This window comes from Actinosynnema sp. NPDC023794 (assembly GCF_040639675.1).
Taxonomy (GTDB): Bacteria; Actinomycetota; Actinomycetes; order Mycobacteriales; family Pseudonocardiaceae; genus Actinosynnema; species Actinosynnema luteola.
The window spans coordinates 1-17,102 of the sequence record NZ_JBFAFR010000025.1 but is presented as its reverse complement, the minus strand read 5'-3'; the positions used below and the strand labels follow the sequence as shown (position 1 = coordinate 17,102).

Annotated in this window: 19 protein-coding genes; 9 read left to right on the top strand and 10 right to left on the bottom strand. The window is 72.8% G+C overall.

Features of this window, described 5'->3' with window-relative positions; all coding sequences use genetic code 11:
• Positions 1-8: 8 nt before the first annotated feature.
• Positions 9-686, bottom strand: coding sequence for an alpha/beta fold hydrolase (locus AB0H12_RS33910; protein WP_499628485.1), 678 nt, complete (start codon positions 684-686; stop codon positions 9-11).
• Between the two features lie 42 nt (positions 687-728).
• On the opposite strand from AB0H12_RS33910, the gene AB0H12_RS33905 reads away from it, so the two are divergent.
• Positions 729-1,685, top strand: coding sequence for a helix-turn-helix transcriptional regulator (locus AB0H12_RS33905; RefSeq protein WP_499628484.1), 957 nt, complete (start codon positions 729-731; stop codon positions 1,683-1,685).
• Here AB0H12_RS33905 and AB0H12_RS33900 read toward each other — a convergent pair.
• The gene (locus AB0H12_RS33900) at positions 1,639-2,346 is read right to left on the bottom strand and encodes an SDR family oxidoreductase (RefSeq protein ID WP_230566182.1); all 708 of its coding nucleotides are present in this window, start codon (positions 2,344-2,346) and stop codon (positions 1,639-1,641) included. The two genes, AB0H12_RS33905 and AB0H12_RS33900, sit on opposite strands and share 47 nt — an antisense overlap.
• 99 nt (positions 2,347-2,445) lie before the next feature.
• Here AB0H12_RS33900 and AB0H12_RS33895 point away from each other — a divergent pair, with 99 nt between their 5' ends.
• Positions 2,446-3,486, top strand: coding sequence for a serine hydrolase (locus AB0H12_RS33895; RefSeq protein WP_499628483.1), 1,041 nt, complete (start codon positions 2,446-2,448; stop codon positions 3,484-3,486).
• A 57-nt stretch (positions 3,487-3,543) separates the two neighbouring features.
• Here AB0H12_RS33895 and AB0H12_RS33890 read toward each other — a convergent pair whose 3' ends face one another.
• The gene (locus tag AB0H12_RS33890) at positions 3,544-3,966 is read right to left on the bottom strand and encodes a hypothetical protein (protein WP_499628482.1); all 423 of its coding nucleotides are present in this window, start codon (positions 3,964-3,966) and stop codon (positions 3,544-3,546) included.
• Between the two features lie 120 nt (positions 3,967-4,086).
• Between AB0H12_RS33890 and AB0H12_RS33885 the strand changes: the two genes are divergently transcribed.
• Entirely contained in the window at positions 4,087-4,791 is a 705-nt protein-coding gene (locus AB0H12_RS33885) for a helix-turn-helix transcriptional regulator (RefSeq protein ID WP_499628481.1), read from the top strand.
• A gap of 9 nt (positions 4,792-4,800) precedes the next feature.
• Here AB0H12_RS33885 and AB0H12_RS33880 read toward each other — a convergent pair whose 3' ends face one another.
• On the bottom strand, positions 4,801-4,989 hold the full coding sequence (locus AB0H12_RS33880; protein ID WP_499628480.1) for a DUF397 domain-containing protein: 189 nt from the start codon (positions 4,987-4,989) through the stop codon (positions 4,801-4,803).
• 24 nt (positions 4,990-5,013) lie between these two features.
• Positions 5,014-5,967, bottom strand: coding sequence for a helix-turn-helix domain-containing protein (locus AB0H12_RS33875; protein ID WP_499628479.1), 954 nt, complete (start codon positions 5,965-5,967; stop codon positions 5,014-5,016).
• Between the two features lie 61 nt (positions 5,968-6,028).
• On the opposite strand from AB0H12_RS33875, the gene AB0H12_RS33870 reads away from it, so the two are divergent.
• Positions 6,029-6,295: a hypothetical protein gene (locus AB0H12_RS33870; protein WP_499628478.1), complete on the top strand. Its 267-nt coding sequence runs from the start codon at positions 6,029-6,031 to the stop codon at positions 6,293-6,295.
• A gap of 85 nt (positions 6,296-6,380) precedes the next feature.
• Here AB0H12_RS33870 and AB0H12_RS33865 read toward each other — a convergent pair whose 3' ends face one another.
• Positions 6,381-7,178, bottom strand: coding sequence for a PP2C family protein-serine/threonine phosphatase (locus AB0H12_RS33865; RefSeq protein ID WP_499628477.1), 798 nt, complete (start codon positions 7,176-7,178; stop codon positions 6,381-6,383).
• A gap of 124 nt (positions 7,179-7,302) precedes the next feature.
• On the opposite strand from AB0H12_RS33865, the gene AB0H12_RS33860 reads away from it, so the two are divergent.
• Positions 7,303-8,649 carry a Dyp-type peroxidase gene (locus tag AB0H12_RS33860; protein ID WP_499628476.1) on the top strand — a complete coding sequence of 449 codons (1,347 nt, stop codon included), beginning with the start codon at positions 7,303-7,305 and terminating at the stop codon, positions 8,647-8,649.
• Here the strand turns inward: AB0H12_RS33860 and AB0H12_RS33855 are convergent.
• The 4 genes from AB0H12_RS33855 to AB0H12_RS33840 all read right to left on the bottom strand — a co-directional run bounded on the left by AB0H12_RS33855 (position 8,646) and on the right by AB0H12_RS33840 (position 12,612).
• A complete protein-coding gene (locus AB0H12_RS33855) occupies positions 8,646-9,479 on the bottom strand; it encodes a sugar phosphate isomerase/epimerase family protein (protein WP_499628475.1) in 834 nt (277 codons plus the stop codon). The two genes, AB0H12_RS33860 and AB0H12_RS33855, sit on opposite strands and share 4 nt — an antisense overlap.
• On the bottom strand, positions 9,476-10,594 hold the full coding sequence (locus AB0H12_RS33850; RefSeq protein WP_499628474.1) for a dihydrodipicolinate synthase family protein: 1,119 nt from the start codon (positions 10,592-10,594) through the stop codon (positions 9,476-9,478). Before AB0H12_RS33850 ends, AB0H12_RS33855 begins: the two co-directional genes overlap by 4 nt.
• Positions 10,591-11,730, bottom strand: coding sequence for a Gfo/Idh/MocA family protein (locus AB0H12_RS33845; protein ID WP_499628473.1), 1,140 nt, complete (start codon positions 11,728-11,730; stop codon positions 10,591-10,593). The genes AB0H12_RS33850 and AB0H12_RS33845 overlap by 4 nt, the downstream gene beginning before the upstream one ends.
• A gap of 117 nt (positions 11,731-11,847) precedes the next feature.
• Positions 11,848-12,612 carry an SDR family oxidoreductase gene (locus AB0H12_RS33840; RefSeq protein ID WP_499628472.1) on the bottom strand — a complete coding sequence of 255 codons (765 nt, stop codon included), beginning with the start codon at positions 12,610-12,612 and terminating at the stop codon, positions 11,848-11,850.
• 67 nt (positions 12,613-12,679) lie between these two features.
• Here AB0H12_RS33840 and AB0H12_RS33835 point away from each other — a divergent pair, with 67 nt between their 5' ends.
• The 4 genes from AB0H12_RS33835 (at position 12,680) to AB0H12_RS33820 (ending at position 16,994) form a co-directional block, all read left to right on the top strand.
• Positions 12,680-13,294, top strand: a complete 615-nt coding sequence (locus tag AB0H12_RS33835) for a TetR/AcrR family transcriptional regulator (RefSeq protein WP_499628471.1) — start codon at positions 12,680-12,682, stop codon at positions 13,292-13,294.
• Positions 13,295-13,417: 123 nt separating this feature from the next.
• Positions 13,418-14,458: a LacI family DNA-binding transcriptional regulator gene (locus AB0H12_RS33830; RefSeq protein WP_499628470.1), complete on the top strand. Its 1,041-nt coding sequence runs from the start codon at positions 13,418-13,420 to the stop codon at positions 14,456-14,458.
• A 152-nt stretch (positions 14,459-14,610) separates the two neighbouring features.
• Positions 14,611-15,963 carry a hemolysin family protein gene (locus AB0H12_RS33825; protein WP_499628469.1) on the top strand — a complete coding sequence of 451 codons (1,353 nt, stop codon included), beginning with the start codon at positions 14,611-14,613 and terminating at the stop codon, positions 15,961-15,963.
• On the top strand, positions 15,960-16,994 hold the full coding sequence (locus AB0H12_RS33820; protein WP_230566197.1) for a hemolysin family protein: 1,035 nt from the start codon (positions 15,960-15,962) through the stop codon (positions 16,992-16,994). Before AB0H12_RS33825 ends, AB0H12_RS33820 begins: the two co-directional genes overlap by 4 nt.
• Positions 16,995-17,102: the final 108 nt, after the last annotated feature.

Sequence of the window (17,102 nt, the reverse complement as noted above, 5' to 3'; positions counted from 1 at the left end):
CATCCACGCTAGGCGGTCCTACCGATCACAGTGTTATTCATCCGTGCGGACTTCGCGGACCTCAACGCCGCCGACAACCGCTCCGGCGCGTCGCGCAGCACGTTGTGCCCGGCGGGCCACGCCTCGACGTGCCAGCCCGGGTCGTCGCGCAGCCGTTCGTACGTGGTGGCCAGCGGGCTGTCCGGGAAGTCGGCCATGAACAGGTACCGGCGGTCCGTCACCCGGTCGACGGCGCCGGTGATCGACGCCCGTTGCAGCAGGGTGGCCAGCGGGTGGGCGGTGGCGCGTTCGTCGAAGATCGGCAGCGGGGCCAGGGAGAACCCGTCCCCCGCCGCGCCTTCGACGTACCACTTGCGCCAGTCCCCGTGCACGATGTCGTACGCGGACTCGCCATCACGCGGCACGAACGCGTCCACGTACACCAGGGTCGCGACCCGGTCGGGCACGCGGTCGGCGACGGTGGTGATCACCATCCCGCCGTAGCTGTGCCCGACGAGCACGACGTCACGCAGGTCGTGCCGCTCGAACAGGTCCAGCACCTCGGCCACGTGGTCGTCCAGGTTCACCCGTCCGGTGCTCAACGTGACCGCGTGCACCCGGTGCCCATCGGCGCGCAGCCGTTCGGAGATCGGGTCGTAGTACCAGCCGCCGTGGCAGGCGCCGGGGATCAGCACGTAAGTCGTCATGGGCACCACGCTAGGAGTCCTTTAGGACATAGGATGTCCGTGATGACGATGCCGGGGAGGATGCTGCGCCTGCTGTCGCTGATGCAGGGCAGGCGCGACTGGACGGGGTCGGAACTGGCCGAACGGCTCGGCGTCACGGATCGGACGGTCCGCCGCGACATCGAGCGGCTGCGCGAGCTGGGCTACCCGGTCGACGGCACGACCGGCACCGCCGGCGGCTACCGGCTCGCGTCGGGCCGCAACCTGCCGCCGTTGCTGCTGGACGACGACGAGGCCGTGGCGGTGGCCGTCGGCCTGCGCACGGCGGCGGGCGTGCACGGCATCGAGGAGTCGTCCACCAGGGCGTTGGCGAAGCTGGAGCAGGTGCTGCCGTCCCGGCTGCGGCAGCGGATCGCGGCGGTGCGGGACGCCATCGCGGTCATGGCGGTGGACGGCCCGGTGTCCGACCCGGCGGCGCTGGGCGTCCTGGCGTCGGCGTGCCGGGACCACGAGGTGGTCGCGTTCACGCACCGCGGGCAGGAGCGGCGGGTGGAGCCGCGCAGCCTGGTGACCGCCTACCGGCGCTGGTACCTGCTGGCCTACGACCCGGCGCGGGAGGACTGGCGGACGTTCCGGGTGGACCGGATGGACGCGCCGCGGGCCACGGGCCGCCGCTTCACGCCGCGTGAGCCGCCCGAGGACCCGGCCACCTACGTGGCGCGTTCGTTGACCTCCGCGCCGTACCGGTACACGTGCACGGCGGTGGTCGACGCGCCGGCGGACGTCGTGAGGTCACGGCTGGTGGTGGCGTTGCCGGGCCGGGTCGAGCCGATCGACGACCGGACGTGCCGGGTGCGGTTGGGCGCGGACGAGGTCGAGCACGTGGCCGCGGACCTGCTGCTGCTCGGCGCGGACTACGCGCTCGACGCGACGCCCGAGGTGCTGGACGCGCTGCGCTCGGTCGGGTCCGGGCTCACCGGTAGGCGTCCTGGCCGACCGGGCGCACCAGGATCTCGTTGACGTCCACCGACGGCGGCTGGCCCACCGCGTACAGCACGGCGCGGGCCACGTCCTCCGGCGCGAGCTTCGGGTCGGCGGCGCGCGACGGCGGGATGCCGCCGGTGTCGGTCAGGCCGGGCTGCACCAGCGTGACGCGCACGCCCGTGCCGACGCACTCGGCGCGGATCGCCTGCGCCAGCCCCGTCACCGCCCACTTCGTGGCCGAGTAGAGGTTCCCCGGCCGCACGCCGCGACCGGCCGCCGACCCGGTGAGCACCAGGTGGCCGGCGTGGCGCGTCAACGCGGGCATCGCCGCCCTCGCCGTGAACGCGGGGCCGCACACGTTGGTCAGCACCATGTCGCTCCACTCGGCGGGCGGCGCGCCGTCGGTCGAGGTGAACGAGGTGGTCACGCTCGCGCCCGCGTTGGCGAACACCACGTCGAGGCTCCCCCACTCCTCCTCGACCCGGCCCATCAGCGCCGCGAGCTGGTCGTACACCCGGACGTCGCACGAGGCCACCCACACCCGGTCGGGCCCGCCGAGCCGCGCCGCGAGCTCGGCCAGGCGGGACGCGTCCCGGGCCGTGAGGACCAGCCGGTACCCCGCTTCGGCAGCCAGGCGGGCGGTCGCCGCGCCGATGCCCCGGCTGGCCCCGGTCACCAGGAACACCCCTTGCGCCATGGCGGAAGATTACCGCTGGTTAGATCGAGTTCACCGGTTCGGAGCAACATTTAGACCAGTTGGGGCGTCGTTAAGGACGTATCCACTGATTGGGGGCACATGGACATCAACCGCAGGTTCGCGCTCGGGCTGGGCTCGGTCGCGGCGGCCGGGGCCGTGCTCGGCACGTCCGCCGGCACGGCGCAGGCGCAGTCGACGGAGGCGGAGTGGGACGCGGTGATCCCGACGACGGCCGACCAGGCGCGCCGCAAGATCTCGCTGAAGTACTCGTGGGAGACGGCACGGGCGCGCGGCACGTGGTCGTCCTACATCGGCGTGGCCGACCCGGACGGCACGGTGAAGCCCGCCGTCGAGGTCGAGGCCGACCGCGTGGTCGAGGCGTACAGCGTGAACAAGATCGCGGTCGCGGTGGCCGTGCTGGACAAGGTCGACCGCGGCCTGATCACGCTGGACCAACGGGTCGACGTCACGCAGGCGATCGTCATCCAGGACACCGACGGGATCTTCGGGCTGGACGGCGCGTACCCGAGTTCGGTGACGGTCGGGCACGCGCTGGCGGCGTTGCTGACGGTGTCGGACAACACGGCGGTGCGGCTGTCCGGGCTGGTCGTGCCCGCGTTGGAGCTGAACGAGATCCTGCGCTCGAAGGGTTTCGTGCACACGCAGGTCGTGCCGGTGGCCAACCCGAACCGGTTCTTCCTGGGCACCACGACGCCCCGGGAGACGTTCACGCTGCTCCAGAAGCTGGCCGCGGGTCAGCTGCTGTCGGCGGCGTCCACCGAGCACCTGCTGAAGGTGCTGCGGTCGCTGACGTCGTTCACGGACGGGATCAGGCTCAACCTGTCGTCGGCGGAGCGGTTGAACGTGGCGACGAAGGCCGGTTGGTTCAACGACGGCCGCAACGAGGCCGGCATCGTGTTCGACACGGCGGGCAAGCCGATCATCACGTACGCGCTGTTCGCGTCCGGCCAGTTCGCCGGTGACCAGGCGGCCAACGCCGACAACTACAGCGCCACCCACCCGGCGCTGCGGGCTCGCGCCGCCCTGGGCCGCACGCTGTACGACTCGGTCCTCCGCATCACCGCGAACACCCCGCGCACCTACCGCGCCCAGCGGTACCAGCCGAGCAACGGCGGCTGATCGCGCACCGGAGCCCGCCCCCACGTGCTGCCGGGGGCGGGCTCCGTCGTGCACGGGTCAGCGCACGCCACCCCGCGCCGAGCCGACGGACGCCTCCGTCCGATCACCGACCCGCTGCCGGTCGTCGGCGAGCAGACCGCCGTCGAGCGCCACGAGGTCGAGCGGGTGCTCGTGGATGAACGTCATGAAGTCCGGCAGGTCGTACGCGTCGCCGACGGCCGCGCCGATCTTCCGCAGCATCGTCCGCTTGGCGTCGATCCCCGCGGCCGGCGGGACGTGCACCACGAACACCGGCCTGGCCGGCTCCGAGCCCAGGAGTCCGTTCTGGCTCACGGCGTCGAGCGGCCACTCCCGCACGAAGATCCGCGTGTCGCCGGGAAAGGGGTAGACCTCGTGCACGGCTTCGTAGATGGCGCGCACCATGGCGCTCTTCCGGTCCGGGTCGGCGCCGGTGGGCACGTCGAGGTATCCGACAGGCATGTCGTACTCCGTTCGGTTGGGTGAACACCACGATCGACGGTCGGTGAGACACCCCTGTGTCAACGTTTCCGGAATCCTCCGCGCGATTCTTGTCGGTGGGCCCGGCTAGCGTCCGGGAGCATGAACCGCACGGATCGGCTCTACGCCATCGTGGAGGAGCTGCGCGCGGTCGCGCCGCGCAGGCGCAGCGCCCGTGAGCTGGCCGCGCGCTTCGAGGTCAGCACGCGCACCATCGCCCGCGACATCGGCGCGCTGACCCAGGCCGGCGTGCCGATCTACGCCGACACCGGGCGGCGCGGCGGCTACGCGGTCGACAAGGCCATGACCCTGCCGCCGCTGAACTTCACGCCCGCCGAGGCGACCGCCGTCGCGGTGGCACTCGACCGCGCCGAGGGCACTCCGTTCGCCCAGGCGGCGCGCAGTGCGATCCACAAGATCGTCACCGCGATGTCGTCGCGTGACGCCGCCGGCGCCCGCGCCCTGGCCGACCGGGTCCAGTTGCTCGATCGACCGGCGGACGAGCCGTCGCCGGTCCCCTCGGTGATCCAGGACGCCGTCGTCGAACGCCGGGTGCTGCGGCTCACCTACCTCGACCGCGACGGGGGCCGCACCGAGCGCGAGGTCGAGCCGGTGCGGTTCGCCACCGTGCGCGGGCGGTACTGGTACCTCGTCGGCTGGTGCCGGCTGCGACAGGCCGAGCGGGCGTTCCGCGTCGACCGGATCGTCAACGCCAGAACGACCGGCGAACCCTCACCCGCGCACCGCCACGAGGACTTCGCGCTCCGGACGTGCGATCTCGTCGACCGCACCCCGGCGCTCCCGTGAGTCGGGAGGTCAGCCGTTCTCGAGCCCGGTGAGGAACCTCCGCCACGGCCCGAGCTCGAACGACAGCGTCGGCCCGGCCGGGTTCTTGGAGTCACGCGTGGATACCCCACCACCCACCGGCGCCACCTCGACGCACTCGCCGGCTGCGCTGAAGCTGCTCTTGCGCCAGTCCAGACCTGACAGATCCCCGTGCTTCATATGTGCCCGAACTTCCCTTCGTGGCTAACGACTGGCGATCTCGGCGATCAGCGCCACCGAGTCGTCAGGGCTCTTGGCCACCGCTACCAACTGGTCGAAGTCGGCTCGGAAGCGCTTGATGTCGGCGTCCGACTCCAAGAATATCTCACCCGCCTGACCGTCCACGTAGATCAAATCGGTGTCGACCGGGTCCTCGAAATCCATGATGATGAACTGGCCCAACGTTCCCGGATGAGCGCCTGAGCTGAACGGGATGACCTGGATCGTCACGTTCGGGGCCTTTGCCGCTTCGAGCAAGTGCTCAAGCTGCGCCCGCATGACATGAGGACCACCGACCTCGCGGCGCAGTGACGCCTCGTCGATGATCGCCCACAACCTGAGCGGCTTCTCCTTGGTCAGCACCGACTGTCGGTCCATCCGCGCCCTGACGAGGTCTTCTACTTGCTCGCCGGTCGCCTCGTGCAGGATTCCGCGGATCCCGGCGCGGGCGTAGTCCTCGGTTTGGAGCAGACCGGGCACGGAGAGACCTGAGTAGTGGCGGAGCCCTTGCGCCTCACGCTCGAAGCTGATGTAGGCGGTGTACCCCTCGGGCAACTCCTCGTGCCAGGGCTGGATCCACCCCTCACCCGCCGACTGCTTGTAGAGCGCCTTCAAGCGGAGCTGTTCGTCCGTTGGGACGCCGTACAGCTTGAGCAGCATGTCGAAGGTCCGGTACTGGGGGCGGGACCGGGCGGTCTCGATGCGGTAGAGGGTGGTGGCGTGGAGCCCGGTGCGCTCCTCCACGTCCTCCCGGCGCAGGCCGGTGCTCTCGCGAAGTCGCCTGAGCTGACCGGCCAACCTGCGCAACCTGATGGTCGGCGTGCTCTTCTTCGCGGCCACGATGTCCGGTCCTCCCTCGACGCTGCACGGCGAATGCAAGGCACCTCTTTGCGTTTTTTGCGTTCCACGTCGGAGGTGGGCAGCCTTGCGGGCAGTCACGGTATCGGCGACGCAGCGTAACCACCACCACCTGGACCGGTGGGGCGAGAGGAGCAGCACCATGACCGAGCAGGAATTCACCGCGCTGGTTCGCGAAGTGGCACACGAGGAAGCGCCGAGGCTGTTCGCCATCGTGGAGGAGCACGGCGAGCGGGAAAGTGCCCGGGTGGCGGGCTATGGCGTCGCCTTCGAGGATCGGGCCGAGGTCAGCGCGGTGGAAGGCGGCTTCCGCCTCAGCTCGCGGAGCGCGGAGAACGCACGCGTCCTGTTCGAGATCAGCTCGCGGTCGGCGGGCACGCGGCGAGCCCACCTGGTGTGGCTCGGCTAGGAGGCCGGGTGGCGCGGCCACGCCACCCGGCTCGTCAGGCGACTACTTCGACGGCACCGCGGGCAGGGTCTGCGTCGGGCTCTCGTCAGGCGGCGGGTTCTGCGGGTCGTGCGGGTTCTTCTGGTCGGCGTTCGCCATGGTCGTTCCTCTCGTCGGTGACACGGGTGGGCGCAGGGCGGTCGGGGTGGGGGATGACCAGGACCGTGACGTCGTCACGGCTGCCGCGCGCGCGGGTCGCGGCGAGCAGCTCCTCGGCGCACCGCTGCGGGTCGTCGCCGTGTTCGAGGAGCAGTTCCCGGAACTCGTCGAGGGGCAGCTTGAGACCGTCGGAGGCGAGGACCAGCAGCCGGGCCACCGCCTCGAAGCCCTCGACGCCGTAGATCGGGACGCGGCCCACGTTGTGGCGCAGTTTGTGGTCGTGGGCGGCGGCTTCGGCATCGGGGACGCCTTGTTGCCGCATCTCCTCGCCGAGGGTGTGCGGGGTCGTGAAGCGGCGCAGCGTGCCGTCGTCCTTGAGGCCGTAGGCGGAGCTGTCGCCGGCCCAGGCGACGCGCCAGTACCCACCCGCCCGCACCGAGGCCACGACGATCGCGCCGTTGGGCCCGGAGCTGTCGTCGTCATCCCCTTCGGCATAGGGGATCGAGGCGGTGACGATGCCGAGCACCGGGGTCTCCCGGGCGGCGACGCGGGCGGCGACGGAGGCGGCGACGCGGGCGAAGTCGGCGACCTCCGGTGTCGAGCCTGTCCCGTCCACCACCGCCGCCGCGAACGTGCCGCGGTACCAGTGCTGGGCGTGGGCGTCGGCGTTGAGCGGGCGGTTCGGGCCCTGGGAGGTCGCCACTCCCGGTCGGACGTGCGCGCCGAGGTCGGCCGGGTCGGTCATGGTCGGATCTTCGCGCAGTCACCGTCACCTGCGGGGGTAGACGCGCTACACGTTCGGGCGATTCCAACTCAGCGCGACGTATCCGGTGCGCACCGTGACGCTCCTGTTGGGCAGGGGGTGAACGATGACCGACCTGCTGCACCCGCACGCGCGACGGCGGGAGGTGCGTCCTCCGCTGCGCCGGTCCCACGACATCCAGGGCAACGTCCTGGCCGCGTTCAACAAGGACCACCAGCTGTTCCGGTTCGTCCGCTTCACCGACGACAAGCTCGGGCGCACCTGGCTCGCGGCCATGCTCGGGCACCTCAGCGCCACCGCCGAGGTGGAGGACTTCAACGAGGTCTTCTCCCTCGGCCGCACGATGTTCGGCGGCGACCCCGAAGGGCTGACCGCCACCTGGGCGACCGTGTCCCTCACGCCCGAGGGCCTGGTCGACCTGAGCATCAACCCCCAGGCGACGCGGGAAGACCTCCGGGAGCACTTCCCCCACACCGCCGAGCAAGCCGCGCGGGCCAACGGCGACACCGGCGACTCGGCGCCCGTCCACTGGCTGTTCGGCCGCGCGGACCAGCGGGTCCACGCCGTGGTCACGGTCGCGTCCGACGACCCGGACCGCCTGGCGGAGACCGCGCGCAACCTGGACGTGCTCGACACCCTGCTCGGCGTCGCGACGGTCCACGAGCAGCGGGCCGCCACGCTCCCCGGCGACCGGCGCGGGCGCGAGCACTTCGGCTACCGGCACGGCATCTCGCAGCCCGGCGTGCGCGGCTTCCACCACGAGGACCCCGAACGACCGGGTCACCGCGCGGGCCGGCCGGGCACGCTCCTGGTGAACGCGGGCGAGTTCGTCTTCGGCCACCCGGCCGAGTCGCCCCGCCCGCACGCCGCCGCGTGGCTGACCGACGGCTCGATCCAGGTGGTCCGCCGCCTGACCCAGGACGTCGAGGGCTGGCGGGAAGCCGTCGAGCGGCACGGCCGGGGGCCGGAGCTGATCGGCAGGCACCCGGACGGCCGCCCGCTGGCCACGAGCCTCGGCCACAACGACTTCGACTACTCCGACGACCCGGTGGGCACGGCGACACCGTGCCCGGCCCACATCCGCAAGACGAACCCGCGGTCGTTCGCGCACCGCACGCCCCGGGAGCACCGGATCCTGCGCCGGGGCATCCCGTTCGGCCCCGCCGAAACCGGGCGAGCCGAGCCCGGGCCCGGCGGCATCGTGCCCGCCGACGACGGCGAGCGCGGCCTCGTGTTCGTGGCCCACTGCACGTCGTTGGCGGAGCAGTTCGAGTACGTCCAGCGAACGTGGGCGCGCAACCCGGACTTCGCGCCGGGCGAGCGCGGCGCGCCCACCGGTGTCGACGCCGTGATCGGCGGCGACTTCGTGCGGACCACCGGGGCGCTCTACGCGCTGACGCCGTCGGTCAGCACCCTCAGACTGCTCGCCGCGGGTCGCGAGCTGCCCCGTTAAGGGGTGACGGGTAGTCGGTCGTGGCCGCCGTCCACGACCGGCTCCCAACCCGTCGCGTGCCGCCGCACGAGGTCCGCCGCGACCGAGTCGAACGGCCGCGCCCACACCTCCTCGTTGAAGACCTCGACCTCGACGTACCCGTCGTACCCGGTCCCGGCGACGAGCGAGGTCAGCCCGACCAGGTCGATGTGCCCGTCACCGGGCAGGCCGCGGCCCAGCAGCACGTCGGCCGGCAGCGGCGTCACCCAGTCGCACACCTGGTAGGAGTGGATGCGCGGGCCGGCGCGCCGGACGTCGGCCGCCAACGCCGGGTCCCACCACACGTGCAGGGCGTCCACGACGACCCCGACCACCGACGCCGGGTACGGCGCGGCGAGCTCCAGCGCCTGGCCCAACGTCGACACCACGCCGCGGTCCGCGCAGAACACGGGATGCATCGGCTCCACCGCCAACCGCACACCGGCCGACTCCGCGTACGGCGCCAGCACCTCCAGCGCCGACGCGACGCGTCCCCGGGCCGCGACGAGGTCGCGGTCCGGCACGCCGCCGGGCACCAGCGCCAGGCACTGCGCGCCCAGCGCGGCGGTCTCGTCGATCGCCCGCCGGTTGTCGTCCAGCCGCTGGTCGAAGCCGGTGAAGAACCCGCCGCGGCACAGCGACGAGACCTCCAGCCCCGCCGACGCGACCAGCGAGGCCGTCCGCTCCAAGCCGTGCTCGGCCACCGGGTCGCGCCACAGCCCGACCGCGCCGATCCCGTGGCGCACGCACACGTCGACCACCTCGGGCACGGACGCCCGCTTCACCGTGGCCTGGTTCAACGACAGTCTCACGTCAGCACGTCCAGGAGTCGTCCCCACCGCCGGGCGGCGAGGTCCGGGTCGGGCAGCAGCCCGGCGAGGTCCGCCAGCCGCAACGCCTCGCCGAGGTGCACCACGTCCCGGGCCGACTGCAGGCCGCCGACCATGCCGAACGCGTCCTGGAACCCGCCGAGCCAGGCCAGGAACACCACACCGGTCTTGTAGTGGTACGTCGGCGCGCCGAAGATGTGCCGCGACAACGCGACCGTCGGCTCCAGCACCTCGTCGTACCGGGCGCGGTCGCCCGCGTCCAACGCGCGCAACGCGGTGGACGCGGCCGGCGCGATGGCGTCGAAGATCCCCAGCAACGCGTCGCTGTGCCCGAGCGCGTCGCCCGCGATCAGCTCCGGGTAGTTGAAGTCGTCGCCGGTGTAGCAGCGCACGCCGGCCGGCAGCGACCGCCGCAACCCGACCTCGTGCGAGGCGTCCAGCAGCGACACCTTCACGCCGTCGACCTTGTCCGGGTACGCCTTGATCAGGTCCAGGAAGTGCCCGGTCGCCGTCGGCACGTCCGACGAGCCCCAGTAGCCCTCCAGCGCCGGGTCGAACGCCGTGCCGAGCCAGTGCAGGACCACCGGCTGGTCGACCTCCTCCAGCAGCGCCGCGTAGACCTCCTGGTAGTCCTCGGGCCCGCGGGCCCGCGCCGCCAGCTTGCGGCTGCACATCAGGATCGGTTGCGCGCCCGCCTCCACGACGGCCGCCAACTGCTCCCGGTACGCCGTCAACGGGTCCGCGGTGTCGTGGTCGGTGCCGACGCCCGCGGCCAGCCGGCCGGTCGCGATCGACGCGCTGCGCCGGATCAGCTCCAGCGCCGTGCCCCAGTCCAGGCCCATGCCGCGCTGCGCGGTGTCCATGGCCTCGGCGACGCCGAAACCGTGCTCCCACAACCGCACCCGGTACGCCAGCGTGGCGTCCCAGTCGAGCACGGCGGGCGCGCCGGTGCCGTTGCCGCCGAACGGGTCCGCCACCACGTGCGCCGCCGCGAACGCCACCCGCGACTCGAACGCGCCGGTGTCCCACGTCTTCGGCGGGGACAGCTCGTGCTCGCGCAGCGCGCCGTCCCGGCCGGGCAGTCGCACCGAGGTCATGCCGGCACCTCGATCCGGCGGCCGGTCCGGGAGGACTCCAGGCCCAGCGCGGCCAGCCGCACGGTGCGCACCCCGGAGTGGAAGTCGTGCGCGAACGGCGCGCCGACGGCCACGTGCTTGAGGAACTCCTCCCACTGCACCATGAACCCGTTGTCGAACACCTCGTTGTCCGGGACTTCCTGCCACAGCGACCGGAAGTCGATCGACGAGGGCACGTCCGGGTCCCACACCGGCTTGGGCGTGATCGCCCGCGACTGCACCTTGCAGTTGCGCAGGCCGGCCACCGCGCTGCCGTGCGTGCCGTCCACGTGGAACTCGACCAGCTCGTCGCGGTGCACCCGCGTCGCCCACGACGAGTTCACCTGCGCCACCACGCCGCCGGTCATCTCGAAGATCGCGTACGCCGCGTCGTCGGCCGTCGCCTCGTACGGCGCGCCGTTCTCGTCCCACCTCGTCGGCACGTGCGTGACGGCCCGCGCGGTCACCGCCTCCACCGGGCCGAGCAGCCCTTCCAGCAGGTAGCTCCAGTGGCAGAACATGTCCACCACGATCCCGCCGCCGTCCTCGGCGCGGTAGTTCCACGACGGCCGCTGCGCGGACTGCCAGTCGCCCTCGAACACCCAGTAGCCGAACTCGCCGCGCACGGACAGCACGCGGCCGAAGAAGCCGCCGTCCAGCAGGCGCTTGAGCTTGCGGATGCCCGGCAGGTAGAGCTTGTCGGCCACCACGCCGTGCTTCACGCCCGCCGCGTCGGCGTGCCGGGCCAGCTCCAGCACCTCCTCGGGCGTGGCCGCGACCGGCTTCTCGCTGTAGACGTGCTTGCCCGCGTCGATCGCCGCCGTCAGCGCCGACACGTGCGCCGACGTGACCTGGGCGTCGAAGTAGACCGACACGTCCGGGTCGCCGAGCGCCGCGTCGAGGTCGGTGGTCCAGCGCGGCAGGTCGTGCCGCTCGGCGATCTCCTTCAGCTTGGCGGGGTTGCGGCCGACCAGCAGCGGCTCGGGGACCAGCACGTCGTCACCGATCCGGATCCCGCCGCGCTCGCGGAGGGCCAGGACCGACCGGACGAGGTGCTGTCGGTACCCCATCCGCCCCGTGACCCCGTTCAACGCGACGCCGATCGTGCGCACCGCCATGCGTACACCCCGCTCAAGTCCGTGGAAAGCGCTTTCCAACACGCTACGGTCGGCTCCTCGCGGACGTCAACCTCCCGGTCGGGTTCGGCGGCGGTCCGCGAGGGGCCTCCCGCGCCCTCAGCCCCGGAGGCCGAGGTGGACGCCGCCGCTGGCGTCGAGGACCTGGCCGGTGATCCACCGCGCGTCGTCGGAGGCGAGGAAGGCGACGGCGTCGGCCACGTCGTCGGCCCGGCCGAGGCGGTTGAGCGCGGTCTGGCCGGTGATGAACTCCGCCAGCCCCGGCGCTTCGAAGACGTCCGCGTTCACGTCGGTCCGGGTGGCGCCGGGCGCGACCGCGTTGACCGTGATACCGCGGACGCCGAGGGCGGCGGCCAGGGTGAGGGTCATCGTCTCGAGGGCCCCTTTGCCCATGGCGAAGGACGTCTGACCGGGGTTGGCCACCCTGGTGGCGACCGACGTCAGGGTGATGATCCGGCCGCCGTCGCGCATCAGCGGCAGCGCCCGTTGGACGAGGAAGTACGGCGCCTTGACGTTGACCGCGAAGAGGTGGTCGAACCGCTCGGGGGTGTCCGTCCCGATCGGACCGGCCGGCGGCGCGGCGGCGCTGTTGACCAGGATGTCCAGCGCTCGCCCGGCCAGCCCGCGCTCCAGGCCGGCCATCAGGGTGTCCACGTCCCCGTCCACGCCCAGCTCCGCCCGGACCGCGAAGGCGCGCCCGCCGGCCGCCTCGATCGCGGCGACCGTCTCCTCCGCCGCCGACTCGCCGCCGCCGTAGTGCACGGCGACGTCCGCGCCGTCGGCGGCGAGGCGTCGGGCGATGGCCCGCCCGATGCCGCGCGACGCCCCGGTCACCAACGCGGTCCTGCCTGCCGACTCGCCCATGGCCCACTCCTTTGATGTTAGTGACTCCCTACATGGTAGTGACTACCACAACGGTATCGTCTACCGGATGAGTGGTGAGGGGCCGAACCTGCGCGAACGCCGGCGGGCGGAGACCCGACGCCTGATCCAGTCGTGGGCGATGCGGCTGTTCGTCGAGCGCGGCTACGACGCGACCACCGTCAACGACGTCGCGCGGGCGTCCGGCGTCTCGCCGATGACCGTGTACCGGCACTTCCCGACCAAGGAAGACCTGGTGCTCCACGACCGGTACGACGACCTGCTCGCGGAACGGGTCGCGGCCCGGCCGGCCGACGAGCCCGCGGTGCTCCGGATCGGGCGGACCCTGGTCGACGCGACCCGGTCCCTCGTCGGCCCCGCCGAGGGGGGCACGTCGGCGGAGCGGGAACTGCTCCTCGCCCGCCTCCGGCTGATGGTCGACACGCCCGCCCTGCGCGCCCGCCACCTGGACAGCCAGTACGCCACCCAGAAGGCGGTCGTCGACGCGTTGCTCGGCGACACGCCGGACCCGGAGGCGGAGTTCCGCGCGCAGGTCGCGGCGGGCGCCTGCCTGGCCGCCCTCCACGTCGCCCTCGTGCGGTGGGCCCGGGAGGACGGCCGCCCGGACCTGCCCGACCTGATCGCCGCCGCTCTCGCCGCCGCCTTCGACGACGACTTCGGCTGACCGCCCGCCGGCGCCGCCGGTCGACTCCGACCGCCGACCGGCGGCCCCACCTGGTGAACTCTCCTCCGCGCCGCGCGGCGAAACGGCTAGTCTCGCCCGACCAGGAACGCGAAGGAGGCGGCGTTGACGTCGCGGCAGGTCACGCTGGCGGAAGTGGCGAAGCACGCGGGCGTGTCGCTCGCCACCGCGTCACGCGTGCTCAACGGCAGCACCCGGCAGGTCAGCGAAGAGCTGCGCGAACGCGTGCTCGGCACCGCGCGCAGGCTCGGCTACCTGCCCAACGCCTCGGCGCAGGCGCTGGCGCGCAACTCCAGCGTGCTGGTGGGCCTGGTGGTGCACGACATCGCCGACCCCTACTTCTCCAGCATCGCCGCCGGTGTGACGCGGATCGCCGAGGACGCCGGGCTGGTCGTGGTGCTCGGCACCACCGGCCGCGACCCGCGCCGCGAGGTGGAACTGGTGAACACGCTGCGCGCGCACCGGGCCCGTGCCCTGGTGATCGCGGGCAGCCGCACCACCGACCGGTCGGCGTCACGGCTGCTGGCCGAGGAGATCACCGCGTTCACCGCGCAGGGCGGCCGGGTGGCGTGCGTCTCCCAGGCCAAGCTCGGCACGGACACCGTGGTGCCCGCGAACCGCGCCGGCGCCCGCGCGCTGGCCCGCAGGCTGGCCGCGCTCGGCCACCGCCGGTTCGCCGTGCTGGCCGGCCCGCCGGACCTGGTCGTGGCGCGCGACCGGCTGGCCGGGTTCAAGGCGGGGCTGGCCGACGAAGGGCTGGAGCTGCCCGACGCCAACGTCATCGCGAGCGGTTTCACCCGGGACGGCGGGCACGCGGCCGTGGCCGACCTGATCGCCGCGCGCACCGGCGCGACCTGCGTGTTCGCCGTGAACGACGTGATGGCGCTGGGCGCGATGGCGGGCTTGCGCGAGCACGGCCTGCGGGTGCCGGAGGACGTCTCCGTCGCCGGGTTCGACGACATCCCCACCCTGCGCGACCTGGTGCCGGCGCTGAGCACGGTGCGGCTGCCGCTGGAGGAGATGGGCGAACGCGCGGCACGGCTGGTGCTCGACGACGTGGTGGCCTCCCCGCGCACGGTCCGGGTCGCCGGCGAGGTCGTGCTGCGGGCCTCCACTTCGCAACCCAGCGGTATCGGACTGCGCTGACCGGTGATTACGCTCTATTCTGGACACCGTTCGACCACCCCTCACGAGGAGTGATCCCTTACCGTGCGCGACGCGCAGTCCCCGGGCTGCAGTACCGAGCCGGGTCCGATACCCGGCTGCCAGCCCCGACCGGCCCACCACCGGTGGGCCCGATGACCATCCTGCTCAGCCTGCTCGGCCTCGGCGCCGTGGTCCTCCTGACCATCGGCACGTTCATCGCGGTCGCCGCCGAGTTCTCCCTGACCGCCCTGGAACGCAGCACGGTCGAGGCGCACGTCGCCCAGGTGGGCGACGCCAAGGCGCGGACCGTGGAGAAGGCGCACCGGTCGCTGTCGTTCCAGCTCTCCGGCTCGCAGCTGGCGATCACCATCACCACGCTGATCACCGGTTACATCGCCGAACCCGCCATCGCGCAGCTCATCTCCCCCGCGTTGACCGGCGCGGGCGTGCCCGCGTCGGCGGCCGGGCCGATCGCGTTGACGCTGGCGCTGGCGCTGGCCACGTCGCTGTCGATGGTGTTCGGCGAGCTGGTGCCGAAGAACCTGGCCATCGCCAAGCCGCTGGCGACCGCGCGTGCCGTCGCGGGCGTGCAGGCCGGGTTCTCCGCGGTGTTCAAGTGGCTGATCACCCTGCTGAACGGCACCGCGAACTGGCTGGTGCGCAGGCTCGGCGTCGAGCCCGCGGAGGAGCTGGCGTCGGCCCGCTCGCCGCAGGAGCTGGGCGCGTTGATCCGCTCCAGCGCCGAGCAGGGCACCCTCGACCCGAGCACGGCGACCCTGCTGGACCGCTCGCTGCGGTTCGGCGACCGCACGGCGGAGGAGCTGATGACGCCGCGCGTGCGGGTCGAGTCGCTGCGCTCGGACGCGACCGTGCTCGACCTGGTGGCCAAGGCGCGGGAGACGGGGTTCTCCCGGTTCCCGGTCTACACCGGCGACCTGGACGAGGTGCGCGGCATCGTGCACGTCAAGCAGGCGTTCGGGGTGCCCCGGTCGCAGCGGGCGACCACGCCGGTGTCGGCGCTGACCAGGCCGGTGCAGACGGTGCCCGCCACGTTGGAGGGCGACGCGCTGCTGGACCGGCTGCGCGCCTCCGGGTTGCAGACGGCGCTGGTCGTCGACGAGTACGGCGGCACGGCGGGCCTGGTCACGTTGGAGGACGTGGTCGAGGAGATCGTCGGCGACGTGCGGGACGAGCACGACCGGCGGGAGACCTCGCCGGTGCGGCGGCTCGGCGGCGAGGCGTGGCTGGTGTCCGGGCTGCTGCGCGACGACGAGATCGCCGAGGCGACCGGGTTCCGGATGCCCGAGGGCGACTACGAGACCGTGGCGGGCCTGGTGCTGGCCAGGCTGGGCCGGATCCCCGACGCGGGTGACGAGATCCGGGTGGACGACTGGCGGATCACCGTGGTGCAGATGGACCGGCACCGGGTGGCCGAGCTCCGGGTGGCCCGGGTCGACCCCGCGACCGAACCGTCGCCTTCCGACCACTTGGGGTTGACGCGATGATCGTGCTGGTGATCGTGCTGCTGCTGGCGGGCAACGCGTTCTTCGTCGGCGCCGAGTTCGCCATCATCACCGCCCGGCGGGACCGGCTGGAGGCCTTGGCGGACACCGGCAGCAGCCGGGCCCGGACGGTGATCAAGGCGGGCCGCGAGCTGCCGCTGCTGATCGCGGGCGCGCAGCTCGGCATCACGCTGTGCTCGCTCGGCCTGGGCGCGCTGGGCGAGCCGGCGGTGGCGGCGCTGCTGGAGGCGCCGTTCCACGGCGTCGGCATCCCGGACGCGGTGCGGCACGGCGTGGCGTTCGCGCTGGCGCTGATCATCGTGGTGGCGCTGCACACCGTGCTGGGCGAGATGGTGCCGAAGAACCTGGCCATCGCCGGTCCCGAGCGCACCGCGCTCCTGCTGGTGCCCGCGCACTACTGGTTCTGCCGGCTGGTCGGGCCGCTGCTGCGGGGGTTCACCGTGGTGTCGACTGCGGTGCTGAAGCTCGTCGGCGTGACGCCGCGGGACGAGATGGAGTCGGCCTACACGCGGGACGAGCTGGCCCTGCTGATCGGGCAGTCGCGGCAGGAGGGCCTGCTGGAGGACTCCGAGCACCGGCGGCTGACGCAGACGCTGTCGTCGGCCGAGCGGACCGTGGCCGACGTGCTGGTGCCGTTGGACCGGATCACGTCGGTGCCGTCGCGGCCGACCATGGAGGAGGTGGAGGCCGCCGTGTCGGCCACCGGCTTCTCCCGGTTCCCGGTGCGCGAGGACGACCGGCTGATCGGCTACCTGCACGTGAAGGACGTGCTGGACCTGGCGCACACCGACCCGTCGACGCGGGTGCCGCCGAGCCGGGTGCGCGGCCTGCCGCGGGTGCCGGTGGACGCGAGCCTGGACGACGCGGTGGCGGCGCTGCGGCGCTCGCAGAGCCACCTGGCGCAGGCCGTGTCGGCCGACGGCGTCGTGCGCGGTCTGGTGGCGTTGGAGGACCTGGTCGAGGAGTACGTCGGCACCGTCCGCGACGGCACGCACGTCCGCCGCGAGCTGTGAACGGGTGGCGCGGGGGGGGGGGATACCGGGGCCCCCCCCCCGCCCCCCCCCCCGGGGGGTGGTGGGGTTTAACACGGACCGGCCCGCCGTGTAAGTGGGAAACGACCC

What these genes read in the sequence shown, in the direction of transcription:
- AB0H12_RS33910 (WP_499628485.1), bottom strand. Translation starts at nt 686, where the DNA reads ATGACGACTTACGTGCTGATCCCCGGCGCCTGCCACGGCGGCTGGTAC.
- AB0H12_RS33905 (WP_499628484.1), top strand. Translation starts at nt 729, where the DNA reads ATGACGATGCCGGGGAGGATGCTGCGCCTGCTGTCGCTGATGCAGGGC.
- AB0H12_RS33900 (WP_230566182.1), bottom strand. Translation starts at nt 2,346, where the DNA reads ATGGCGCAAGGGGTGTTCCTGGTGACCGGGGCCAGCCGGGGCATCGGC.
- AB0H12_RS33895 (WP_499628483.1), top strand. Translation starts at nt 2,446, where the DNA reads ATGGACATCAACCGCAGGTTCGCGCTCGGGCTGGGCTCGGTCGCGGCG.
- AB0H12_RS33890 (WP_499628482.1), bottom strand. Translation starts at nt 3,966, where the DNA reads ATGCCTGTCGGATACCTCGACGTGCCCACCGGCGCCGACCCGGACCGG.
- AB0H12_RS33885 (WP_499628481.1), top strand. Translation starts at nt 4,087, where the DNA reads ATGAACCGCACGGATCGGCTCTACGCCATCGTGGAGGAGCTGCGCGCG.
- AB0H12_RS33880 (WP_499628480.1), bottom strand. Translation starts at nt 4,989, where the DNA reads ATGAAGCACGGGGATCTGTCAGGTCTGGACTGGCGCAAGAGCAGCTTC.
- AB0H12_RS33870 (WP_499628478.1), top strand. Translation starts at nt 6,029, where the DNA reads ATGACCGAGCAGGAATTCACCGCGCTGGTTCGCGAAGTGGCACACGAG.
- AB0H12_RS33865 (WP_499628477.1), bottom strand. Translation starts at nt 7,178, where the DNA reads ATGACCGACCCGGCCGACCTCGGCGCGCACGTCCGACCGGGAGTGGCG.
- AB0H12_RS33860 (WP_499628476.1), top strand. Translation starts at nt 7,303, where the DNA reads ATGACCGACCTGCTGCACCCGCACGCGCGACGGCGGGAGGTGCGTCCT.
- AB0H12_RS33850 (WP_499628474.1), bottom strand. Translation starts at nt 10,594, where the DNA reads ATGACCTCGGTGCGACTGCCCGGCCGGGACGGCGCGCTGCGCGAGCAC.
- AB0H12_RS33845 (WP_499628473.1), bottom strand. Translation starts at nt 11,730, where the DNA reads ATGGCGGTGCGCACGATCGGCGTCGCGTTGAACGGGGTCACGGGGCGG.
- AB0H12_RS33840 (WP_499628472.1), bottom strand. Translation starts at nt 12,612, where the DNA reads ATGGGCGAGTCGGCAGGCAGGACCGCGTTGGTGACCGGGGCGTCGCGC.
- AB0H12_RS33835 (WP_499628471.1), top strand. Translation starts at nt 12,680, where the DNA reads ATGAGTGGTGAGGGGCCGAACCTGCGCGAACGCCGGCGGGCGGAGACC.
- AB0H12_RS33825 (WP_499628469.1), top strand. Translation starts at nt 14,611, where the DNA reads ATGACCATCCTGCTCAGCCTGCTCGGCCTCGGCGCCGTGGTCCTCCTG.
- AB0H12_RS33820 (WP_230566197.1), top strand. Translation starts at nt 15,960, where the DNA reads ATGATCGTGCTGGTGATCGTGCTGCTGCTGGCGGGCAACGCGTTCTTC.